General features: G+C 45.0%; 13 protein-coding genes and 1 pseudogene. 8 read left to right on the top strand and 6 right to left on the bottom strand.

Annotated features, from left to right (window positions below; all coding sequences use genetic code 11):
- Positions 1-121 precede the first annotated feature (121 nt).
- Both B9J87_RS06980 and B9J87_RS06975 read right to left on the bottom strand, forming a co-directional pair.
- Positions 122-727: a response regulator transcription factor gene (locus B9J87_RS06980; protein WP_094149936.1), complete on the bottom strand. Its 606-nt coding sequence runs from the start codon at positions 725-727 to the stop codon at positions 122-124.
- Positions 728-2,593 (bottom strand): sensor histidine kinase, encoded by a 1,866-nt coding sequence (locus B9J87_RS06975; RefSeq protein ID WP_094149932.1) that lies wholly within the window; start codon positions 2,591-2,593, stop codon positions 728-730. It lies immediately after the preceding gene.
- A 171-nt stretch (positions 2,594-2,764) separates the two neighbouring features.
- Between B9J87_RS06975 and dsrO the strand changes: the two genes are divergently transcribed.
- From dsrO to B9J87_RS06960, 3 genes are read left to right on the top strand one after another with little or no spacing between them, the layout of a single operon-like run.
- Positions 2,765-3,532: a sulfate reduction electron transfer complex DsrMKJOP subunit DsrO gene (gene dsrO, locus B9J87_RS06970; RefSeq protein ID WP_094149930.1), complete on the top strand. Its 768-nt coding sequence runs from the start codon at positions 2,765-2,767 to the stop codon at positions 3,530-3,532.
- Positions 3,529-4,626 carry an NrfD/PsrC family molybdoenzyme membrane anchor subunit gene (gene nrfD / locus B9J87_RS06965; protein ID WP_094149928.1) on the top strand — a complete coding sequence of 366 codons (1,098 nt, stop codon included), beginning with the start codon at positions 3,529-3,531 and terminating at the stop codon, positions 4,624-4,626. The genes dsrO and nrfD overlap by 4 nt, the downstream gene beginning before the upstream one ends.
- A 17-nt stretch (positions 4,627-4,643) precedes the next feature.
- Positions 4,644-7,736, top strand: a complete 3,093-nt coding sequence (locus B9J87_RS06960; protein ID WP_094149926.1) for a tetrathionate reductase subunit A — start codon at positions 4,644-4,646, stop codon at positions 7,734-7,736.
- Positions 7,737-7,987: 251 nt separating this feature from the next.
- Here the strand turns inward: B9J87_RS06960 and B9J87_RS06955 are convergent, their stop codons facing one another.
- From B9J87_RS06955 to B9J87_RS06945, 3 genes are all read right to left on the bottom strand, one after another.
- Positions 7,988-8,995, bottom strand: coding sequence for a LacI family DNA-binding transcriptional regulator (locus B9J87_RS06955; protein WP_094149924.1), 1,008 nt, complete (start codon positions 8,993-8,995; stop codon positions 7,988-7,990).
- Positions 8,996-9,331: 336 nt separating this feature from the next.
- Positions 9,332-10,348, bottom strand: coding sequence for a nuclear transport factor 2 family protein (locus tag B9J87_RS06950; RefSeq protein WP_094149922.1), 1,017 nt, complete (start codon positions 10,346-10,348; stop codon positions 9,332-9,334).
- Positions 10,349-10,458: 110 nt separating this feature from the next.
- Positions 10,459-11,754: an MFS transporter gene (locus B9J87_RS06945; protein ID WP_094149920.1), complete on the bottom strand. Its 1,296-nt coding sequence runs from the start codon at positions 11,752-11,754 to the stop codon at positions 10,459-10,461.
- A gap of 338 nt (positions 11,755-12,092) precedes the next feature.
- Here B9J87_RS06945 and B9J87_RS06940 point away from each other — a divergent pair, with 338 nt between their 5' ends.
- Complete coding sequence (locus B9J87_RS06940) at positions 12,093-13,634, top strand: sodium:solute symporter (protein ID WP_094149918.1); 1,542 nt, start codon at positions 12,093-12,095, stop codon at positions 13,632-13,634.
- 27 nt (positions 13,635-13,661) lie between these two features.
- Entirely contained in the window at positions 13,662-15,032 is a 1,371-nt protein-coding gene (locus tag B9J87_RS06935) for an L-serine ammonia-lyase (RefSeq protein ID WP_094149916.1), read from the top strand.
- A 140-nt stretch (positions 15,033-15,172) separates the two neighbouring features.
- Here the strand turns inward: B9J87_RS06935 and B9J87_RS18020 are convergent.
- Positions 15,173-15,480: pseudogene (locus B9J87_RS18020) on the bottom strand (IS5/IS1182 family transposase); the annotation flags it as partial.
- Between the two features lie 680 nt (positions 15,481-16,160).
- Between B9J87_RS18020 and yiaK the strand changes: the two are divergent.
- Genes yiaK through B9J87_RS06920 form a run of 3 tightly spaced genes read left to right on the top strand, consistent with a single transcriptional unit; the run spans position 16,161 to position 18,955 of the window.
- Entirely contained in the window at positions 16,161-17,162 is a 1,002-nt protein-coding gene (gene yiaK, locus B9J87_RS06930; protein WP_094149914.1) for a 3-dehydro-L-gulonate 2-dehydrogenase, read from the top strand.
- Between the two features lie 24 nt (positions 17,163-17,186).
- Positions 17,187-17,675 carry a TRAP transporter small permease gene (locus B9J87_RS06925; RefSeq protein ID WP_094149912.1) on the top strand — a complete coding sequence of 163 codons (489 nt, stop codon included), beginning with the start codon at positions 17,187-17,189 and terminating at the stop codon, positions 17,673-17,675.
- Positions 17,675-18,955, top strand: a complete 1,281-nt coding sequence (locus B9J87_RS06920) for a TRAP transporter large permease subunit (RefSeq protein ID WP_094149910.1) — start codon at positions 17,675-17,677, stop codon at positions 18,953-18,955. Before B9J87_RS06925 ends, B9J87_RS06920 begins: the two co-directional genes overlap by 1 nt.
- The last annotated feature ends 19 nt before the right edge of the window (positions 18,956-18,974 follow it).

The following is an 18,974-nucleotide window of genomic DNA, read 5'->3' as shown; positions in this document are numbered from 1 at the left end:
ACTATGATGAGCTTGCTATTCAGTGGTTGAGTCAGATTGAGTATATTACAAGTAAATGAATGTATAGTTGATAATCGTTGTTTACCTGAATATCTACCAATTCAGTTGATGTTTTATAGCCTTACTTGAACTGAACTATTTTCCCATAGGCGTAAGCGAGCTCAGCAACAGTTTTGGCAGAGAATTTTTTCAGCAAATTCGCTCGGTGAACTTCTACGGTGCGCATGGCGATACACAGTTCATCGGCGATGCGAATATTGCGTTTTCCTACAATGATCAAGCGCAGAATGTCTTTTTCTCTAATGGTGAGTGACTCATATGCTTTCTTCGCTAATGCGATGTCTAAGTTGGCGGCAGACTCTCTTTGTCCTTTTAAGATTGCTTGTGCTAACTCGCCCCCTTTTACTGGTTTTTGGAAAAAGTTAACCGCGCCAGCTTGCATTGCGTCAACAGCCATTGGCACATCACCATGTCCAGTGAGGTAAATGACCGCCAGTGGGCTACAGGCTTCACTAAGAATTTGGTGCACTTGTTGGCCACGTAAATTGGGCATTCTGCTATCGAGGATCACACAACCCGCTTGTTCAATCTCGACACCATCGAGAAACGCCTGACCATCAGCAAATGCAGTGACGCAAAAATCATACTCCTCCAGCATAAATGCCAATGAATCACGTACCGATTCATCGTCGTCAACGACGTACACAGGCAATTGGTTATCACTCATCTATCTGTCCTTGGTGCTTTCTTTTGGCGCAGCGGCGCATTTGGTTAACGATTTGACTGCCTGATAGGGCAAGGTCAGTTCAACGATACAACCATGTGGTTCAACAGATTGTATTTCGAATTCTCCGCCATGCATTTCCAATACATCTCGGCAAATCGATAAACCTAACCCCAATCCTTCTTGTTTTGAGCTAACAAAGGCTTCGGTCGGGTTGTCTTGTTGTAAACCGGTACCATTGTCGATGATGCGAATAAAAACGTTCTGCGCTTGAAAATCTGTATGTATCGCAATCTTACCTGAGTAAGGCGCGGGATGCTGTTCTGCCTGTGTCACGCAGGCATCAATGGCGTTGCTCATCACATTAACCAAGGCTTGTTGTAAGCCAACAATATCCGCTTCGATAGGTCGGCTACGGCCTTCGGTGCTGCGCACAACTTCAATCGTTTGTTTTTGCAGGCGGAAGTGCATTAACTCCAGAGTATCTGAAATCAGCGCTTCTAAGTTAAAGGTTGTTATTGCGACACTGCGTTTTTTAATCAAGGTGCGTAGGCGAGACACAATCGCATCAGCGCGCTCAACTTGCTGCTGGATTTTTTCCAGTACGGGGACGATGTCTTCATAGGGGCGATTTTTCGCCATACGTAAAAGCCCACCTTCACTGTAGTTGCGAATCGCTGCCAGCGGTTGATTGAGCTCGTGAGCCAAACTGCTACCCAACTCTCCCACAATCGCGACGCGTTGCGAGTGCTCTAGCATCTCGCTTTTTTCTTTTAGTCGCTGCAAGGTTTTCTCTAAAGCGTGTTTGCTTTTACTGAATCGATATTCCAACCAGAAATGGTAAATATTCAATACGATGACCAACAAAAACAGTGCCCATGCCCACTCTTGATGAGTTCTTAGCCAACGCAGTGCTTGTTTCCACCATGGTTGCTGGAGTGGATGCAAATCCATGGCTTGATAGAGCTTGTCAATCGATAGTAAGCTCACAGGGGATGTCCAGCCCGATGCTCTAGCGGCAATCGCTGCCGGGCTACTCTCGGGCATCGCCAGCAGTGCGCGGCTAATTTGCTTGGCCAGTTGAGAAGAGCCCCGTTCAGTTTTTGCCAATGACCAATTGGGGTAGAGAGGGGTAGAAACCACACACTCGCTTTGCGGTGCATTGATTGGGTTGAGAACACGTAATTGCCCTTTGTCTAACAAGCCTTCATTTTCCATGTGCTCTTTAAGGCATGCAGGTACCACCGCCGCCTCGATATTGTGGTCACGCAGTTGATAGAGACTGGCGTCGATAGGAAAACCGAGATAACGCACATCAGAAAAGAAATCGTTAGGGTCAAGTCCCTGTTCTATCACTTGGTAGCGCAACGTGAGGTAGCCACCAAAAGCGTTCTCAGATACCGCGGCGATGGGTAAGCCTGCCACATCATCAAGTGTTAAGTAGGGAGAGTCAGCACGAACTATTAAAGAGGAACCAATCCCATAGTTAGAATATTCTGGTGCTTGACTGGTGAGTGTTGCCACCCAAGAGAGGGCATATTGACGGCCTAAACGCACAGCCTGCCCGGGGTTAGTCAGAACAAAATCCATGCTTTGCTGTTCAACCGCTTGCGTCATGCCATCTAAATCAAGAGGGTGGAGAACTAAGTTCACTTGAGGGATTTGTTGGTTCAGCCATGCGATGGTGGGCTGCCAACGTTGATAAGCATACAAATGGCCACGCGTCGCCAATACACCCACATCGATTTGTGGTTTAAATTCCGTATGTGAATCTAATGCATGCTTTTGTATCTGCGCGTAAGCAATGCCAGAGATAAGAAAGACAAACGCAATCCACAACCGAACTAAGCTTATGATTTTTGTTTTCATGAATGGCTTCTTTATCCTCTTATTTGGAATAGAAGGATAACAGCAACATGAGGGATTCTATATTTGTTTTAGATCAACATTGATGGTGGTATGTGGAAATCCACAATATCAGCAAATAGGGGGGAGGGAAGAAAATACCAGCAAGCATTAATCAGTCTTAGCAGGTGAGGTATGGATTCCAGTAAACGTCGTTTTCTCAGTGTGGTAACGGCAGGCGCGGCACTTATTCCAATCGCAGGGATAGGTACCGCAACCGCAGGTACGGTGATTAGAAATAACAATGAGCCAGACAGAAAAGGTCATGTGGGTAAGCGCTATGCGATGGTGGTGGATCTGCGCAAATGCGTTGGCTGTCAGGCATGTACTGTGGGTTGCAGTATTGAAAACCAAGCACCGATTGGTCAGTTTCGTACCACAGTGAAACAGTATGAAGTCACGCTCGATGATGGCTCATCTATCACTGAGGAAGTGAAGTCTTTTATGCTGCCGCGTTTATGTAACCATTGTGATAACCCGCCTTGTGTCGCGGTGTGTCCGGTGCAAGCCACTTACCAACGTGAAGATGGCATCGTAATGGTGGATAACAGCCGCTGTGTAGCTTGTGCTTACTGTGTTCAAGCTTGTCCATACGATGCGCGCTTTATCAATGAAGAAACGCTGACCGCCGACAAATGCACCTTCTGTGCTCACCGTCTTGAAGATGGCTTGTTACCTGCTTGTGTGGAAACCTGCGTAGGTGGGGCGCGCGTGATTGGCGACATCAATGATCCTAGCAGTGCAGTGAGTCGTTTGATGAATGAGCACCGAGACGATATTAAAGTGCTTAAGCCCAATGAAGAGACTAAACCCCATGTGTTCTACATTGGCATGAATGAACGTTTTACCCAACACATCGAAGGTCAGCCTGCGATTTATGATCCGCAAGGAGAGCGCGCATGAACATTACTGAAGTACTAGTTCAACCTCAGACCATCGCTTGGCTACCGTGGGCGGTGCAGTATTTTTTCTATATCGGTTCGGCTTATGCTGCGGCCATTCTATTTTTAATCGCCTTATTGTTTGAATCTCATACCAGCCATCGTCTGCGCGCTGCACTGGTGTTAACTCTAGCCATCGGTGCGATTGTTGGACCACTTGCGTTAACGGGGGATCTGCATCAACCGGGGCGTGCTTGGCATTTTTACCCGTATCTCTCTTCTTGGTCGTGGATGTCTTTAGGCGCTATCTTCCTTCCTATCTTTTCTGCTTTAGCGGTGGCCACCGCTTGGTTGTATCTGCGTAGTGATCTAATCAATCTCGCCAATCAACCGGGCAAAGTGCTGCTTCTGTTGTCTAAATTGTCACTCGGCCAATGGCAAACCAGTCGCCAGTTGATGGTGTCGATGGCAGTTATTACCGTGCTCTCTGGTTTGAGTATTGCGCTGTATACCGGGGCTGAAATAACAGTCGTAAAATCACGCTCACTATGGCACCAACCTGCGTCACCATTACTTTGGTTTGTGACTGCTTTTATTGGCGCGGTGGGTTTTGCTTTAGTGATTTGGCTTCTGATCCCATCAAAAACCAAAACGTTGACAATGGGCGACACCCGTTTGCTAAAACAAACCACCATGATGAGCGGGATCTTGGCGCTATTGCTACTGCCGATTTGGGCATCAAACAACGCTTCATTTTCGCTTTTCACACAACCAGAGTGGATAAAAAATATTGCGGTAATAGCCACTTTATTGCTGATGAGTGGGCTATTGGCGCTATTTGCATTGGGTGATGAAAGCAATAGCTTGCTGCGTACATTGCTCTTTTCTGCTGTTGCCCTTGCGGCGACATGGGCGGTTCGCTGGATCACTATGATGGAGGTGCAAACTATCGCTCGTTATGACATGGGGCCTTATCCTTATGAATTACCACTCGGCAGCAATGGTTTACTGGGCATTGTCGGCATATTTGGGCTTTGGATAGCGCTGGCGTTACTGGCTTCTGAGCTTATTCAACCAAAACGTGAAACTGCATCTTCTGCAGCTATTCAACACTGATTTAAGAGGATTTCATTATGGATAATAAACGCCGTCAGTTATTGAAATCAGGGCTTGCAGTTGGAGGGCTAGGCGCCTTTGCTGCTGGGTATGCAGCCACCACCAAACACATGGTTGATGGGGCTGTTCATGGCACCGCAGGCGAAAAGACACGTGACATTCACCATGGCAACTCGTTAGAACCAGAATACAAAGTGAATCAACAAGGCAACCTTATTCCAAACCCGAATCAACGTGTTGCTCCATCGATGTGTTTTGGTTGTTGGAGTCTGTGTGGCTTGCGTGTGCGTATTGATAATCGTAACGATGAGATTTTACGTATTGTCGGTAACCCTTACCATCCTCTTTCCCATCAACAGCACATTCCGTTCGAAACTCCCGTTAAAGAGGCGTATTTGGGCATGGCTGGGGAAGCGGGTTTAGAAGGGCGTTCTACCGCCTGTGCTCGTGGTAATGGCATGCTGGAAATTCGCAATAGCCCTTATCGGATCACTCAGCCGCTTAAGCGTGTCGGCAAGCGTGGTGAAGGAAGATGGGTGCCGATCAGCTACGAACAACTGGTTGATGAAGTGGTGAATGGCGGCGATTTATTTGGCGAAGGTCATGTTGAAGGTCTTAAAGACATTCGTGATTTGACTACTCTAGTCGATCCACAAAACCCAGAATATGGCCCAAAAGCGAACCAACTGCTGATGACCAATGCCGGCAACGAAGGACGTGACGATATCTTTAAGCGTTTCGCGTTCAATAGCTTTGGTACTCGCAACTTTGGTCACCATGGTTCTTATTGTGGTTATGCCTTCCGTGCGGGTAGCGGCGCGTTCATGAATGATTTGGATAAGAACGCGCACTTAAAGCCAGATTTTGATAACGCGGAATACATTATCTTTATCGGTATGTCGCCAGCGCAAGCGGGTAATCCGTTTAAGCGTCAATCACGTCAGCTTGCAAAGGCGCGTACGGAAGGCAAGTTAGAATACACCATCATTACGCCAAGCCTGCCGGCTGGTTCATCCAGCCTTGCCGCCGGTGATACCAACCATTGGATGCCAATCAAACCGGGCAGCGATTCAGCTTTGGTGTTGGGCATGATCCAATGGATCCTTGAAAACGAGCGCTACAACAAAACATTCCTAGCTCAACCGGGTGTCAATGCGATGCAACAAGCGGGCACGGCACATTGGTGTAACGCGACGCATCTGGTGATCAGCGATGAGACGCATCCTCGCCATGGCGCTTTCTTACGTGCGTCGGAGATGGGAATGCCTTTTGACGGCGAAGTGCTATCGGAAAGCGATCCGTACGTGATTGTTGATGCGCAAAGTGGTGAGTTCGGTGTGCATAGCCAAATGGGCGCCGCCGAATTGTTCGTAGACCGATACGTGCAACTTGCGTCTGGTTCTGTTCGAGTGAAGTCGTCGCTGCTGTGTTTAAAAGAAGAAGCGTTTAAGTACGATTTGAACTTCTACAGTGAGCAATGTGAAGTTCCTGTTGATCAAATCATTGCGCTGGCAAAACGTTTCACCAGTCATGGCACCAAAGCGGTCGTTGATACCCACGGTGGCAATATGCACACTAACGGTTTCTACAATGCCTTTACCATCATGATGCTCAATGCCTTAATTGGTAACATCAACATGAAAGGTGGCGCAATGGCGAAAGCAGGTGGATACCCAACCTCAGCTGCGGGCCCGCGTTATGACTTCACCAAATTTGCAGGCAAAGTTGCACCGAAAGGCGTATTCCTTTCCCGCAGTAAATTCCCGTATCAAAAAACCAGTGAATATAAACGTCGAGTGGCTGCGGGTGAATCACCTTATCCAACTCGTGCGCCTTGGTATCCGTTTGCGGCGCCGTTATTAACAGAACATCTTTCTGCGGCCATTGATGGCTATCCATACCGTGTGAAGGTGTGGGTTAACCATATGGCAAACCCAATCTATGGGGTTCCAGGCTTAAAAACGTTGTTGGAAGACAAGCTGAAAGACCCGAAACAGCTTGGTTTGATCGTTTCGATTGACGCATTCATCAATGAAACCACAGCGCTATCGGATTACATCGTGCCGGATACGGTGACCTATGAGAGCTGGGGGATGGCAACACCTTGGCATGATGTTCCGGTGAAAACTGTGACGGCTCGCTGGCCGATTGTAGAAGCACGCACTGATAAGACCGCTGATGGTCGCAGTGTTTGCTTAGAAAACTTCTTAATTGATGTCGCGAAGAAGATGCAACTTGGCGGCTTTGGCGACCAAGCCATTAAAGATGCTCAAGGGCAATGGCATGGCATTCATAGCGCGGAAGATTTCTATCTTCGTTCGGCGGCCAACTTGGCTTACATCAAAGGTGGTGTTCCAGAAGTGAGTGCAGAAGATATCGCGTGGTCTGGTCTAGAGTGCCTCATGCCAAGTATGCAAAAAGTACTGACACCCGATGAGATGAAGCGTGTGGCGTACATTTTTGCTCGTGGTGGCCGCTTTGAGAATGCAACTGAGGCTTACCAAGGTGAGCAGATGAAGTATAAATGGACTCGGCCTGTTGCGATTTGGAACGAACGTGTAGGTAGTGCAAAAAATACTATGACAGGCGAGTTTTACAGCGGTTGCCCAACGTGGTATCCACAAAAGCTCTCAGACGGTACACCATTGGATACTCAATATCCCAAAGCAGATTGGCCGTTTAGTTTGACTAACTTCAAATCGAATATTCATAGTGCGGTATCCAATTTATCGCCTCGTTTAAATTCGATTAAAGGGGTGAACCCAGTTTACATTCATCCAAATGACGCTAAGGATGCTGGTATTCAAACCGGTGATCAGTTTGTTATTGAAACGCCAACTGCAAGTACCACAGCGTTGGCGATGGTGGTCTCTGGGATCAGACGAGGCACGCTTGGTTTTGAGCATGGTTTTGGTCACACAGAGCTTGGTGAACGCGCACACTTGATTGGTGACAAACTTCAGCCTGTGAAAACGAAAGGCCAAGATGGGGTAAACATTAACGATATTGGTTTGATAGATCCAACTCGAGATGGCAATGGTGTAGTGCTTGACTGGGTGGTGGGTGCTGCGGTACGCCAATCAATTCCAGCCAAAATTAGGAAAGTGTAGCGTCTAAGTAAACTTACTTTTCGAAGATTAAACCTAAACAGCCTCTTCATAATTTAGTGACGAGGCTTTTTTATTTTACAGTGGAATAACCTAGGTACAGAGTTATTCGAGAGAGGAGGCTTTAATTACTTTCTCCATTCTCGATTTCCATTAGTGGAAGGTGTTGATAGCGTCAGTTGCTGATGAGCTTGTTCAATAAAGTCATGCTTAAGTATTCATCTTATATCATTGGTAACTATGCAAACTTCTCTTTATCTTTTCGTTGTATTTCGCTCAATCAGTTTAGCGGGTACCATCATTTTTACCAAGCTACTGTTTTTATTGTTTATTTGGTCAACAATGATCTTTACACACTCTCGAGCTAAGCGCCGAAAATCTTGACGGAACGTAGTGAGCTGGTAACTCAACCATTCTGCTTGTGGGATATTGTCAAAACCGATGACTTGAAGGTCTTGAGGAATACGAATACCACATTCAATTCGAGCGACATCCATTAAAGCCATAGCAAGATTATCTGTCGCACAGAAGAGAGCTTCAGGTCGGTTCTTATCTGTCAGCATCTCGCGGATCTTATTGAGTGAGCTTGCATAATCATAAGTGGCTTCGACGATACGAGGGGCTTTTCCGGTCAAATCTTCAAATTCAGAGCTAAAACCTGTTTGACGCTCATCATTGGTAAAGGTTGGTACTTCACCTGTTAGATAAACGACGTTCGTCATACCGTTATCGTTTAACAGTTGTGCAGCTTGCTGGCCTGCTTCGTAGTTATCACTGACGACGTAGCTACTTTTAGTCCCTTCAACCACACGAGCATACTGAACAATAGGAATATTAAATTCTTCACATTCTTCATAGAGCGATTTATTGAAGGTTGCTGAAGCGGCAATGACACCGTCTACTCGGTACTGAAAGATATTGGGGATCGAGTGCTGGTCGTCACCATCAACTTGCCAAGGGATCAGTACTGCTGAATAACCCATCTTTTGTAGTTCGGTAGAGATTAGCTGAAGGGTTTTCATGTGAATTGGATAGTCAGCATCAGGGAAAACTAAGCCAATTAGCTTAGATTCATTCGTCGTGAGGCTGCGTGCAAAGGCATTGGGGCGATAGTTGAGCGCTTTCGCCGCTTCAAATACTTTTTGTTTAGTTTTGTCAGACACTGAACTACCCTGAACAAACACTCGAGAGACGGTGGATTGAGATACGCCAGCCAGTTTAGCGACATCTTTTGAAGTGACGGTTTGTTTTGGAAAGTTCATAGACCATATTTTAAGCTAAATTACTAACACACAGAATAGCATAATTAGGTACGTACTCATAAAGCATTAGAGTTGAAATGTATGAAAAATAAAGAATAGTTGGTATCTATTGTGCAGTTTTGGATATAACCCAATAAATCTTTTTATCACAATGGTTTGAATTAGAGCAACTCAGATATTGGATACGTTCTAACGGTATATAGTAAAAGTCATTACGAAGATCAGAGACGAATGATAAATGAATGTTTAGCGCGATTATTGGCAAGCGATGTAATTAAGAACGAACGTTAAAATGCCAACCTAAGCGATATAGACTGAGGTTGGCATTGAGGGATGTTACAGGTTAGGGTTTAAGATTGCTTGAGTGCGCTCGAAAACATCTAAGCCTTGTTGTTGCAGCCAGTAAGGAAGGTCGATCAATACCCAGTTTTCAGACAGTTTATCACCGTCACGGTAGTACACATCAACAACTTGCATGTTTGCACGTACTTCACCACCTGTCATACCGAGGAAGCCACCTGTTGGTGTATTCGATAGGTTTGGCCAGCCGAAGAAACAAGAGAAGTTGCCTTCAGCAAAACGACAAACGTGGCCGTTGAACTTCTTGTCTTTCAGGTTGTTACGGAAAGGAAGTTGGTGCTGCTGTTGGTAACGAGGAATGGTGTAAGACGCGCCGATACCACATGGGCCGTACCAAATCATATCTTTTGACCAGCTCTTCGCGAGTACTTCTGGTGGGCAACCCATCGCGCCGCTGTCGTTAAGTGCAGACAGGTCATCAACCATCTTGTTTACTAGAGCAAGTGTCGCCACGCCTTCTTCTGGAGCTGCATCTTCAAACAACAAACCGTCGTGATTACGAGGGCCAGGGTAAACGAAGTGCTTACCTGTTGATGGTGGTAGTGGGTAGCAACCTGCTTGGTCCATCATACCGAGTAGATCTAGAAATAGGCCCGTTTTGGTGATCTTACCATCAACAACACAATTAAATTCTGCGTAGCGAACGTTCATGATCTTGCCAGTAGGGCGCATGCCAAGGTATTCAGCATCGAACAGACCCATGAAATGACCCATGCTCATTACCCAAATCTCGTCTAGGTTAATTTCATTATTACCCCCGATGAAGATGTCTTGACGGCGTTGCATGCGCGTCATTGATTTCATCATTGGTGCCCAGAATACATCAGCCGCAGCTTGAGCGCCTTCTTGCTCACGGAAAGGATAAACGCCACGCCATAAGTAATCTTCAGAAGTGTGTGCTTTTAGTACGTCAGCAACGTTCTCATGAGTTGCGTTTTCCATTGCAACAAAGTATTCGCGAACAATACGCTTAGCTTCTTGATATTTAGACATAATTGATTCTCTTTGTATTGTCGAGTCAATATTCGGAACAGGACTCGATTAGGATTCTGTTACTGGCTGATTTCTCAACCGGTTTAGTGTTTTTCAATTTTAGGGGCGCATTAAGCTGTTGCTGCTTGGCTTTTTTTACTCTTGTCGAAAATGCCACCTTTCAGTGTTTCAGGTAGAGATAGCCACAGTAGACCAGCCACAATCCATACGATTGGTGAGCCCCACATTGCGGTTGCTAAATCTGAACGTGCTTGGATGAACACCAATACCATTGGCGCCCACATACCGATGATACGACCACCGTGGAATAGGGCAGCGCCGAAGCTACGTAGGTGAGCAGGGAATAGTTCAGAGAAGTAACCACCCCAAACCGCAGATGCTGACAGGCCGAAGTTGTAGATAAGGCCAAGTAGAGCAAGAAGGTTTAGGCTGCCGATGGTGACATCGCTTGGTGCAACGAAGAATACCGATGCCATGACACCCGCTAAGATGAAACCAAATGCGTTAACTTTACGACCGTATTTATCTGCAATGGCACCCCATACCCAAGCACCGAATAGAGAACCGAATGCAGAGATAGAGAAGATCACGCCGATCGTTGCCCCATCAAACTGACGGACTTCTTTTAAGTAAGTCGTAACGAAGCCAGAGAAGAATTGGTAACCGTAAAAGTTAAGGCCCGCAAGTAATAGACACGTGATGGTCAGTTTTCGGTATGGAGCACTAAGCATTTCGCCCCAAGAACCTTTCTTCACGGGTGCATTCGATGCTTCAGCTTTTGCTTGCTCTTCTTCACCGTAAGCAATGATTTTCTTGTCACTTGGAAGAATGAAGATCATCACGGCCGCCGCCGCGAGAGGAGGTATGCTACCTACCCACATTAGGCTCTGCCAAGGTGCGTCGATACTAGAAATGAACGCTGCATAAGCCCCCATTACCATTAGCGCTACAGAGAACATTGAAGAGGCAAATGCGGTTAATTTTCCGCGTACTGATGGCTTAAATAGTCCAATCATTAGACTTACCGCGACAGTAAAGTAGCCACCCAGTGAAATACCGATGATAAAACGCATCGCCGCCCACATCGCGTAGTCGGTAAACATCATATTAATGATGGTTGCACCACCGTTTAATGCTGTGATGGCAATAAGGGTTGATTTTTTACCGAAGTTAGACGCTACCCAGGCACAGCTCAGTGCACCAATAAGAGCACCAATTGACTGCCAAGTGTAGAACTGAGCAGTATCGGCGAGACTGATACCATCATACGCTTCAACGATGTATGGGCGTACGTAGTCAATAATTACAAAGTTATAACAGTAAAAAAAGTAGCCTACTAGGATTGCAAGGTAAGCCGCTATCCTTTGCATTATAGGAACTTCGCTCATGTGTTTTTTAATAGTCATGGTCGATAAACCTTAATTTTTATAGGGTGTGTAAGATTTTTTGATTGGTACGTGATTAGGATTGATGTGAACCACGTCGTCTTCATTTCGGGGGGATAATAGAATTTTTATGCTCATAAGAACTGTGATCAATGTCCACCTTGGAATGACTGCGTACCCATTTTGTGCATTTTGGTGATCTTGATCCCGTTAGTGAATGGTGCTGTGCTATTGGCTTATATAGTGACCAATATTGGTGATGAAGTTCACACTTACTGTGGTTTTTTGAAGGGGGGAGTCAATTTTTAAGTAATATCAGTCGAGAATGATTTGCGGCAAATAATTAATGGAAGCCCAAAATGGTTACGTATTCAAGCTTTGTGGTTGTTGCCTTGTATATGCTTGCTACAGCATTTATTAGTTACTTAGTTAATAAACGCTATAGTGTTGGCGGTGATTTTTCGACTGGTGGGAAGCAGTTCGGTTGGTTTACGGCTGGTGTGTCTATTCTCGCAACTTACATCAGTGCAATGACGTTTGTGGGTATGCCGGGGTGGGTTTATAGCTCGGGGATGGAAGCGATGAGTATTCACCTAAACTACCCAATCGTTATATTTTTTGCCGTGATTTTTTTTGTACCAGTATTCTACAAACTAGGTTTGACCTCGATCTATGAGTATCTAGAGCATCGGTTTGGTGTAATCGCACGCACTATTAATTCTGTTGTTTTTATTGTTGTTCAATGCATTTCGGCTGGCGTTATCTTATATGCCGTGGCGTTGATCTTGGTTCAGGTGCTACCTGTTAGTATCTCTGAAGCGATTATCTATATCAGCCTATTTACCGCTCTCTATACCTATGCAGGGGGTATCTCGACGGTCATTTGGACAGATATGCTCCAATCCGCGGTATTGATCATTGGCAGTATCGCGATATTTGTGATTCTACTGATGAAAATCAATGCTGGTGAGTTGTTGCCTCAGGAACATCTCAATATCATCAACTTAGATTTTGATTTGGGTGTTGATACCACACTATGGGCTGGAGTCGTTGCAGTTAGCTTTCTTCATCTTAGTGTGTACGGAACTAACCAATTGATTATTCAAAGAACACTCGCGACTAAGTGTGAGAATAATGCGCTGAAATCAATGCTATTGTGCGGCTATAGCGCGTTCTTTATCTATCTCTTTTTTGCCATACTCGGCGTTTTACTCAGCGTGTTTTACCAAGGTATACACTTTGAAAACAGCAATGAAGTGATACTCGACTTTGTATTCAATCACACTAACTCCATTGTCGTTGGCTTGGTTATATCTGCATTAGCCGCGGCAGCCATGTCGACATTAGATTCGACTTACAACTCGATGGCAACTGTAGCTACCTTTGATTTCTACAAACGTTTCTTCTGTAAACAAGCATCTAATGCTCATTACGAATCTGTAGCAAGAAAAATGAGTTTGGTTGCGGCTGGATTGGTTGTCGTACCGGCATTGCTTGCTGTCTCAAATGAATCAGTGTTGAAAACGATCGCCAGCTTAACCTCTATATTCGTGGGTATCCGCTTGGGGTCGTTTATCCTTGGCTTGTTCTTCAAACATGCTAATGAGAAAGGGGTGATTGCGGGCAGTATCGGTAGCGTCATCGTCGTATTCATCGCTAAATACAGTGGAATTTCGTGGCCTTGGTTTGCGCTAATTGGCACGGTTGTTTTTTTAGTTCTCGGAGTTGTAGTGAGCTATTTCTGGGGCTGCGTGACCGAAGAACAACATCAATTTATTGAACAACAGAAGCACTTATTTGCAAAACCGACAGCCAGTCATTACGGCTTACTTGCCTTCGCTGTCGTGACCATTGCTGCTTGTATTGTTATTCCTGATTGGCTCTATGCCATTCTTTCTTAACGGGCTGTTTTCTAAACAGGTAAATGTATGCTGTCCATATTTGATATCTATAAAATTGGCGTAGGACCTTCGAGCTCTCACACCAATGGCCCTATGATGGCGGGTTTCAATTTTACACAATTAATCGCCGATAGAATCACAGAGGTGATTCGTGTTCAGGTGGACCTATATGGCTCTTTATCATTGACCGGCATTGGGCACCATACTGATCGTGCAACTATTCTAGGTCTTTTGGGTAATAAGCCTGACACAATCAAAATTACCAGCGCTAACCACGCAATGCGTCATGCGATTGATAGTGGTGTAATGGATTTGGCGGGCACGAAAAGCATTGCCTTCAATTATAAAACAGACATGTTGTTTCATGACGACAACCTGCCTTTGCACGAAAATGGCATGATGATTACTGCATTCGACCAAAGTGGAGACGTTATTGTTGGTGAAACTTATTATTCGATTGGTGGCGGATTTATCGCTACGGCTGACGAGTTGAAAAATGGCAGTAAAAGTGCACCGATAGAAGTGGCTTTCCCGTTCAGCAGTGCTGATGAAATGTTGGATCAAGCCGATAAAAATGGCATGAGCATAGGCAGCATGATTTTGAAGAATGAAGCTGCATTTAATGGGGTTGATACTATTTCAGAAAGGGCTGATCAAATTTGGCGTGTAATGGATGATTGCATGGTGCGAGGATTTGAAACAGAAGGAATTCTCGAAGGTGGTTTGAATTTGAGGCGGCGTGCACCAAATCTGCTCAAAAAGCTTGAAGCGAACGCTGCGGTAGAAAATGATCCAATGGAAATTATGGATTGGATAAACTTATTTGCTTTTGCCGTCAGCGAAGAAAATGCTGCTGGTGGCCAAGTGGTTACGTCACCAACGAACGGAGCTTCGGGCGTAATACCTGCGGTACTGATGTACTACCATCGCTTTATAAAAGAACTGGATACCAAGCAGCTAAAAGATTTCTTAGCGGTATCAGGTGCGATCGGTATTTTGTATAAAACCAATGCGTCGATTTCGGGAGCAGAAGTAGGGTGCCAAGGTGAAGTAGGGGTATCTTCTTCAATGGCCGCAGCTGGATTAACGGCATTACGCGGTGGTAGTAATGAGCAGATCTGCATTGCTGCCGAAATCGCAATGGAGCACTCTTTGGGCATGACATGTGATCCGATTGGTGGATTGGTGCAAGTACCATGTATTGAGCGTAATGCAATGGGGGCAATGAAAGCGATTAATGCTTCGCGCATGGCTTTGAAGCGCAATAGCAAATCCTTGATATCACTGGATAAGGTGATAGAAACAATGTATCAAACAGGTAAAGATATGCATAAGAAGTATCGAGAGACTTCACTAGGTGGATTAGCTTTAATTCATCTTGCCGCACCTTGTGAATAGTAGCAGTTTACTATGGTTATTAGTCTGTTTAGATGACCCTATCGATCATAGTAAGCCTTATTGCATAATTAAGTTTACGAGCTTGCGTTTCGTAATTTATCAAGCTCAATCGCCTATCTACCTAGTAGTTGCTTCATTTAATATATTGCCGTTTCAGCGAGTGAACGTTCGTGATAACCATAACATTGCGTCCAGTTTTTATTAGAGCCGTAAACTTCGGGTAACTTGCCGCGATATGTCGAGGATAACTTTGTTCCCAAATTTAGTGCCATCATTCAATATATCAATGACTTTTCGTGTGTTCGCTAAAGTAGGTTTGTGAATACTTCAGCGTAATATTCGGTAAACTCAGTTCTGTCGTAATAATCTCGTGAGTCTTTGTATCAACTGCAATATGCAACTTTCGCCGTACCCTGCGCTTGCCATCTATTCCGTGTATTTTGACTTTTCATTCATCGTCACCGCAGCCTTTGAAGCTCGTTACGGTATTGTCTGCTTGCGGTAGCGCTTCACTATTAGTGTAGTAGTCCTAATGGCAACATCACTGAAGTTACTAGGTCATGCGTGCCTGTCCAGTAGTGAGGCTTGGATCTAACAAAATATTGACGTATACGCTGGTTATGTTTGTAAGGTATTTTTTTGATTGGCATAAAGAGCTGTATTTACTGTTTTTAATTGACCTCTTAATTCGCCAAAATCATTTGTTGTATTAGCGTTGCAATAAAGCGACCTGATTTGAATCATAGGCTCAAAAAATTAGATGGAATAGCTAATCTTTAGACACTTTATCAAGTGTCATTCGGCTACCCCCTCAACTATTGACTAGCGCATGTAAGGATTAAACTTAGTGGCATATAAAGTGTGATTTTAAATACCCCACGCTTTACATTTGTCATATTAAACAATCAAGTTGCATATTGGTTATTTTCTAAAGTTTGGTTTCAATCACGATTTTTGTTTCGTGATACGGAATGATAGGAACTTTTTTCTCTGTTTTTTTAACCTGCCAGCACTTATTGGAAAAATACTCAATACGTAATTATTTCACAACTTGCTTCACGGTTTGATTTCGGAATTTGTGTGATAATTTATTCCGTATTATGGAATTCAATTATCAGGAGAGCAACGATGCCTTTAATATCAACGGAAAAACTACAACAGGAATACGAACGAATCCTTTTGGCTCGCGGCATGAAACCAGAGATGGCAACCAAGCTTGCAGCGGGCTTTGTTGAAATGGCAAACGAAGGCACTTACTCGCATGGCATCAACCGTTTTCCGGTCTTCATTGACCAAGTAGATAAAGGCCAAATCAAATTAAATGCCGAGCCAGAATGCATAAATAGCATGGGTGCACTAGAGCAATGGGACTGCAACTACGGACCTGGAGTTCTTAATGGCCTTATCTGCGCAGAACGTGCCATGGATCTTGCTCGTGATTATGGTATCGGTATGGTCGGTATGCGTAATTCAAACCACTGGATGCGTGGGGGAGCTTACGTATTGAAAATGGCACGTGAAGGCTTCGCAGGGATTGCATCTACTAACTCAATCGCAGTAATGCCGGCATGGGGAGGAAAAGATCACCGCATTGGTTCTAACCCACTAATTATGGCTGTCGCAGGTGATCCGCCAGTCGTTGTTGACTGTTCAATGAGCCAGTTCTCTTACGGCCAACTGCAAAACTTTGTTCTTGCAGATAAAGAATTGCCTGTTGTTGGTGGTTTTGACAACGATGGTGAATTAACTAAAAACCCACATGTACTTTGGGAAAATAAACGTCTACTTCCAATGGGATTCTGGAAAGGTTCATCAATGGCAATCGTACTAGATATGATGCTAACGGCAATTACTGGCGGCCACTCAGTACCAGCACTGACTGAAGATATGGGTGGCGAGTTCGGTGTTTCTCAATTCCTAATCGCTATCGATCTAAGCAAGACCATGGACCAAAACACTTACGCACAAGAGATGAAGCGCATCCGTGACTACGTTCTTGAGTCAGAGCCAGCAGAAACCGGTTCGGTCATGATTGCTGGTTCTGAAATTGAAAACTTCATCAAGAAACACGAAGCAGCTGGCGGCATTGAAATTAACGATGGAATTTGGGAACAAATTACGTCTCTGTAATTAGCCAAAGGTAGGGAAAGCTTTATGCAAAGTGTATTTAAGAGTCTTTGGAAAAGTATCGATGTCATCATGGCGGTCATTCTGACTTGTATGATTGTGCTCGTGTTCGCCAACGTAGTGCTACGTTACGGTTTTTCTTCTGGTCTTCGTTCCTCTGTAGAACTATCTCGCCTTGGTCTTGTATGGGTTGTCATGCTCGGTGCCGCCGTTGTGTTGCGCCGAGGTGAACACCTCGCTGTTTCGGAATTTTCAGAGCGACTATTCCCAAAAGCGGTACCCGTACTAAGACGCATTTGTTGGGTGGTAGTACTGATTTCAGTTGGCATGCTTTACATCGGTTCATACCGTCAAATGATGTCGAATTGGTCAGATATTTCCCAGCTTACAGGGCTTCCTTCCGCGTTGTTTTATTTAGCTGGCGTGGTGTCAGGCTTGTTAATGGGTGTGATTGCCTTCGTGCGAATCTTCAAACCAGACTGGCAGCTAGATAGCTTAGAAGAGGAGAAAGAATAATGACGTTAGCCATTTTCTTATCGGTATTGCTTGTCTCGATTCTATTGGGTCTGCCTGTTGCATTTGCACTGTTATTATCTTCAATGGCGTTAATGCTTCACATGGACTTCTTCAGTGCAGACATTCTTGCGCAGTCTTTAATTAATGGTGTAGACAGCTTCACTCTGCTTGCCATCCCATTCTTCCTCATTGCGGGTGAAGTGATGGCATCGGGAGGCTTGTCACAGCGTATTGTCCGTCTCGCAACCACTTACGTGGGACACCGTCAAGGTGGCTTGGGTTATGTTGCAATCATGACTTCGGTATTGCTTGCTGGTCTTTCTGGCTCGGCTGTCGCAGATGCAGCAGCCTTAGTGAGTATTCTTTACCCAATGATGAAAGCAGCAAAATATCCAGAAGCACCATCAATGGGACTACTCGCTTCAGGCGGTATTATTGCGCCCGTTATTCCACCTTCAATCCCTCTAATTCTTGTAGGCGTTGCTGGCGGCATCTCGATCAAAAACTTATTCCTAGGCGGTATCGTTCCTGGCCTATTAATGGGCGTGACATTGATGTTTGTGTGGCGTTGGACGGTTCGTAAAGAGAATCTAGAGACATCTGAAAAAGCAACAAAATCAGAAAAACGCGCAGCGCTAAAAGATGGTGTGTGGGCATTGATGTTACCCGTGATCATCATTGTGGGCATTCGTTTCGGTATATTTACTCCAACAGAAGCTGCGGTAGTAGCTGCTGCTTACGCAATCTTTATCTCAACGTTTGTTTATAAAGAACTCACTATTAAGAAGTTCTACAGCATCGTACTCAACGCAGGTCGCTCGACCGCAATGGTTATGTTCTTGGTGGGTTGTGCAATGGTTGCAGCTTGGCTAATTACTGTTGCTCAGCTTCCGCAGCAACTCGCAGAAATGTTAGGTCCACTGGTTGATAGCCCACGACTCCTGATGGCAGTGATCATGCTGCTTGTACTGTGTGTCGGCATGGTTATGGACTTGAGCCCAACGATTCTAATCCTTGTACCCCTTTTAATGCCTGTCATCAAGATGGCTGGAATTGACCCAACGTACTTCGGCCTAATGTTCGTTATTAACTGTTCAATTGGCTTGATTACACCTCCTGTAGGCACCGTACTAAACGTAGTGTGTGGTGTAGCTAAGGTACCAATGTCGACCGCTGTGAAAGGTGTACTGCCATTCATCGCAGCTTACATGGCTCTGCTTACACTGTTTGTCATCTTCCCAAGCATTATCACTGTGCCAATGTCGTTTGTCATTGGTTAATCCTCGACGGAGAAAATAA

It is taken from the genome of Vibrio sp. V19_P1S1T109 (assembly GCF_002241375.1).
In the GTDB taxonomy this organism is placed as follows: Bacteria; Pseudomonadota; Gammaproteobacteria; order Enterobacterales; family Vibrionaceae; genus Vibrio; species Vibrio anguillarum.
The sequence above is the reverse complement of the archived record's forward strand: the minus strand, read 5'-3'. Positions and strand labels throughout refer to the sequence as shown.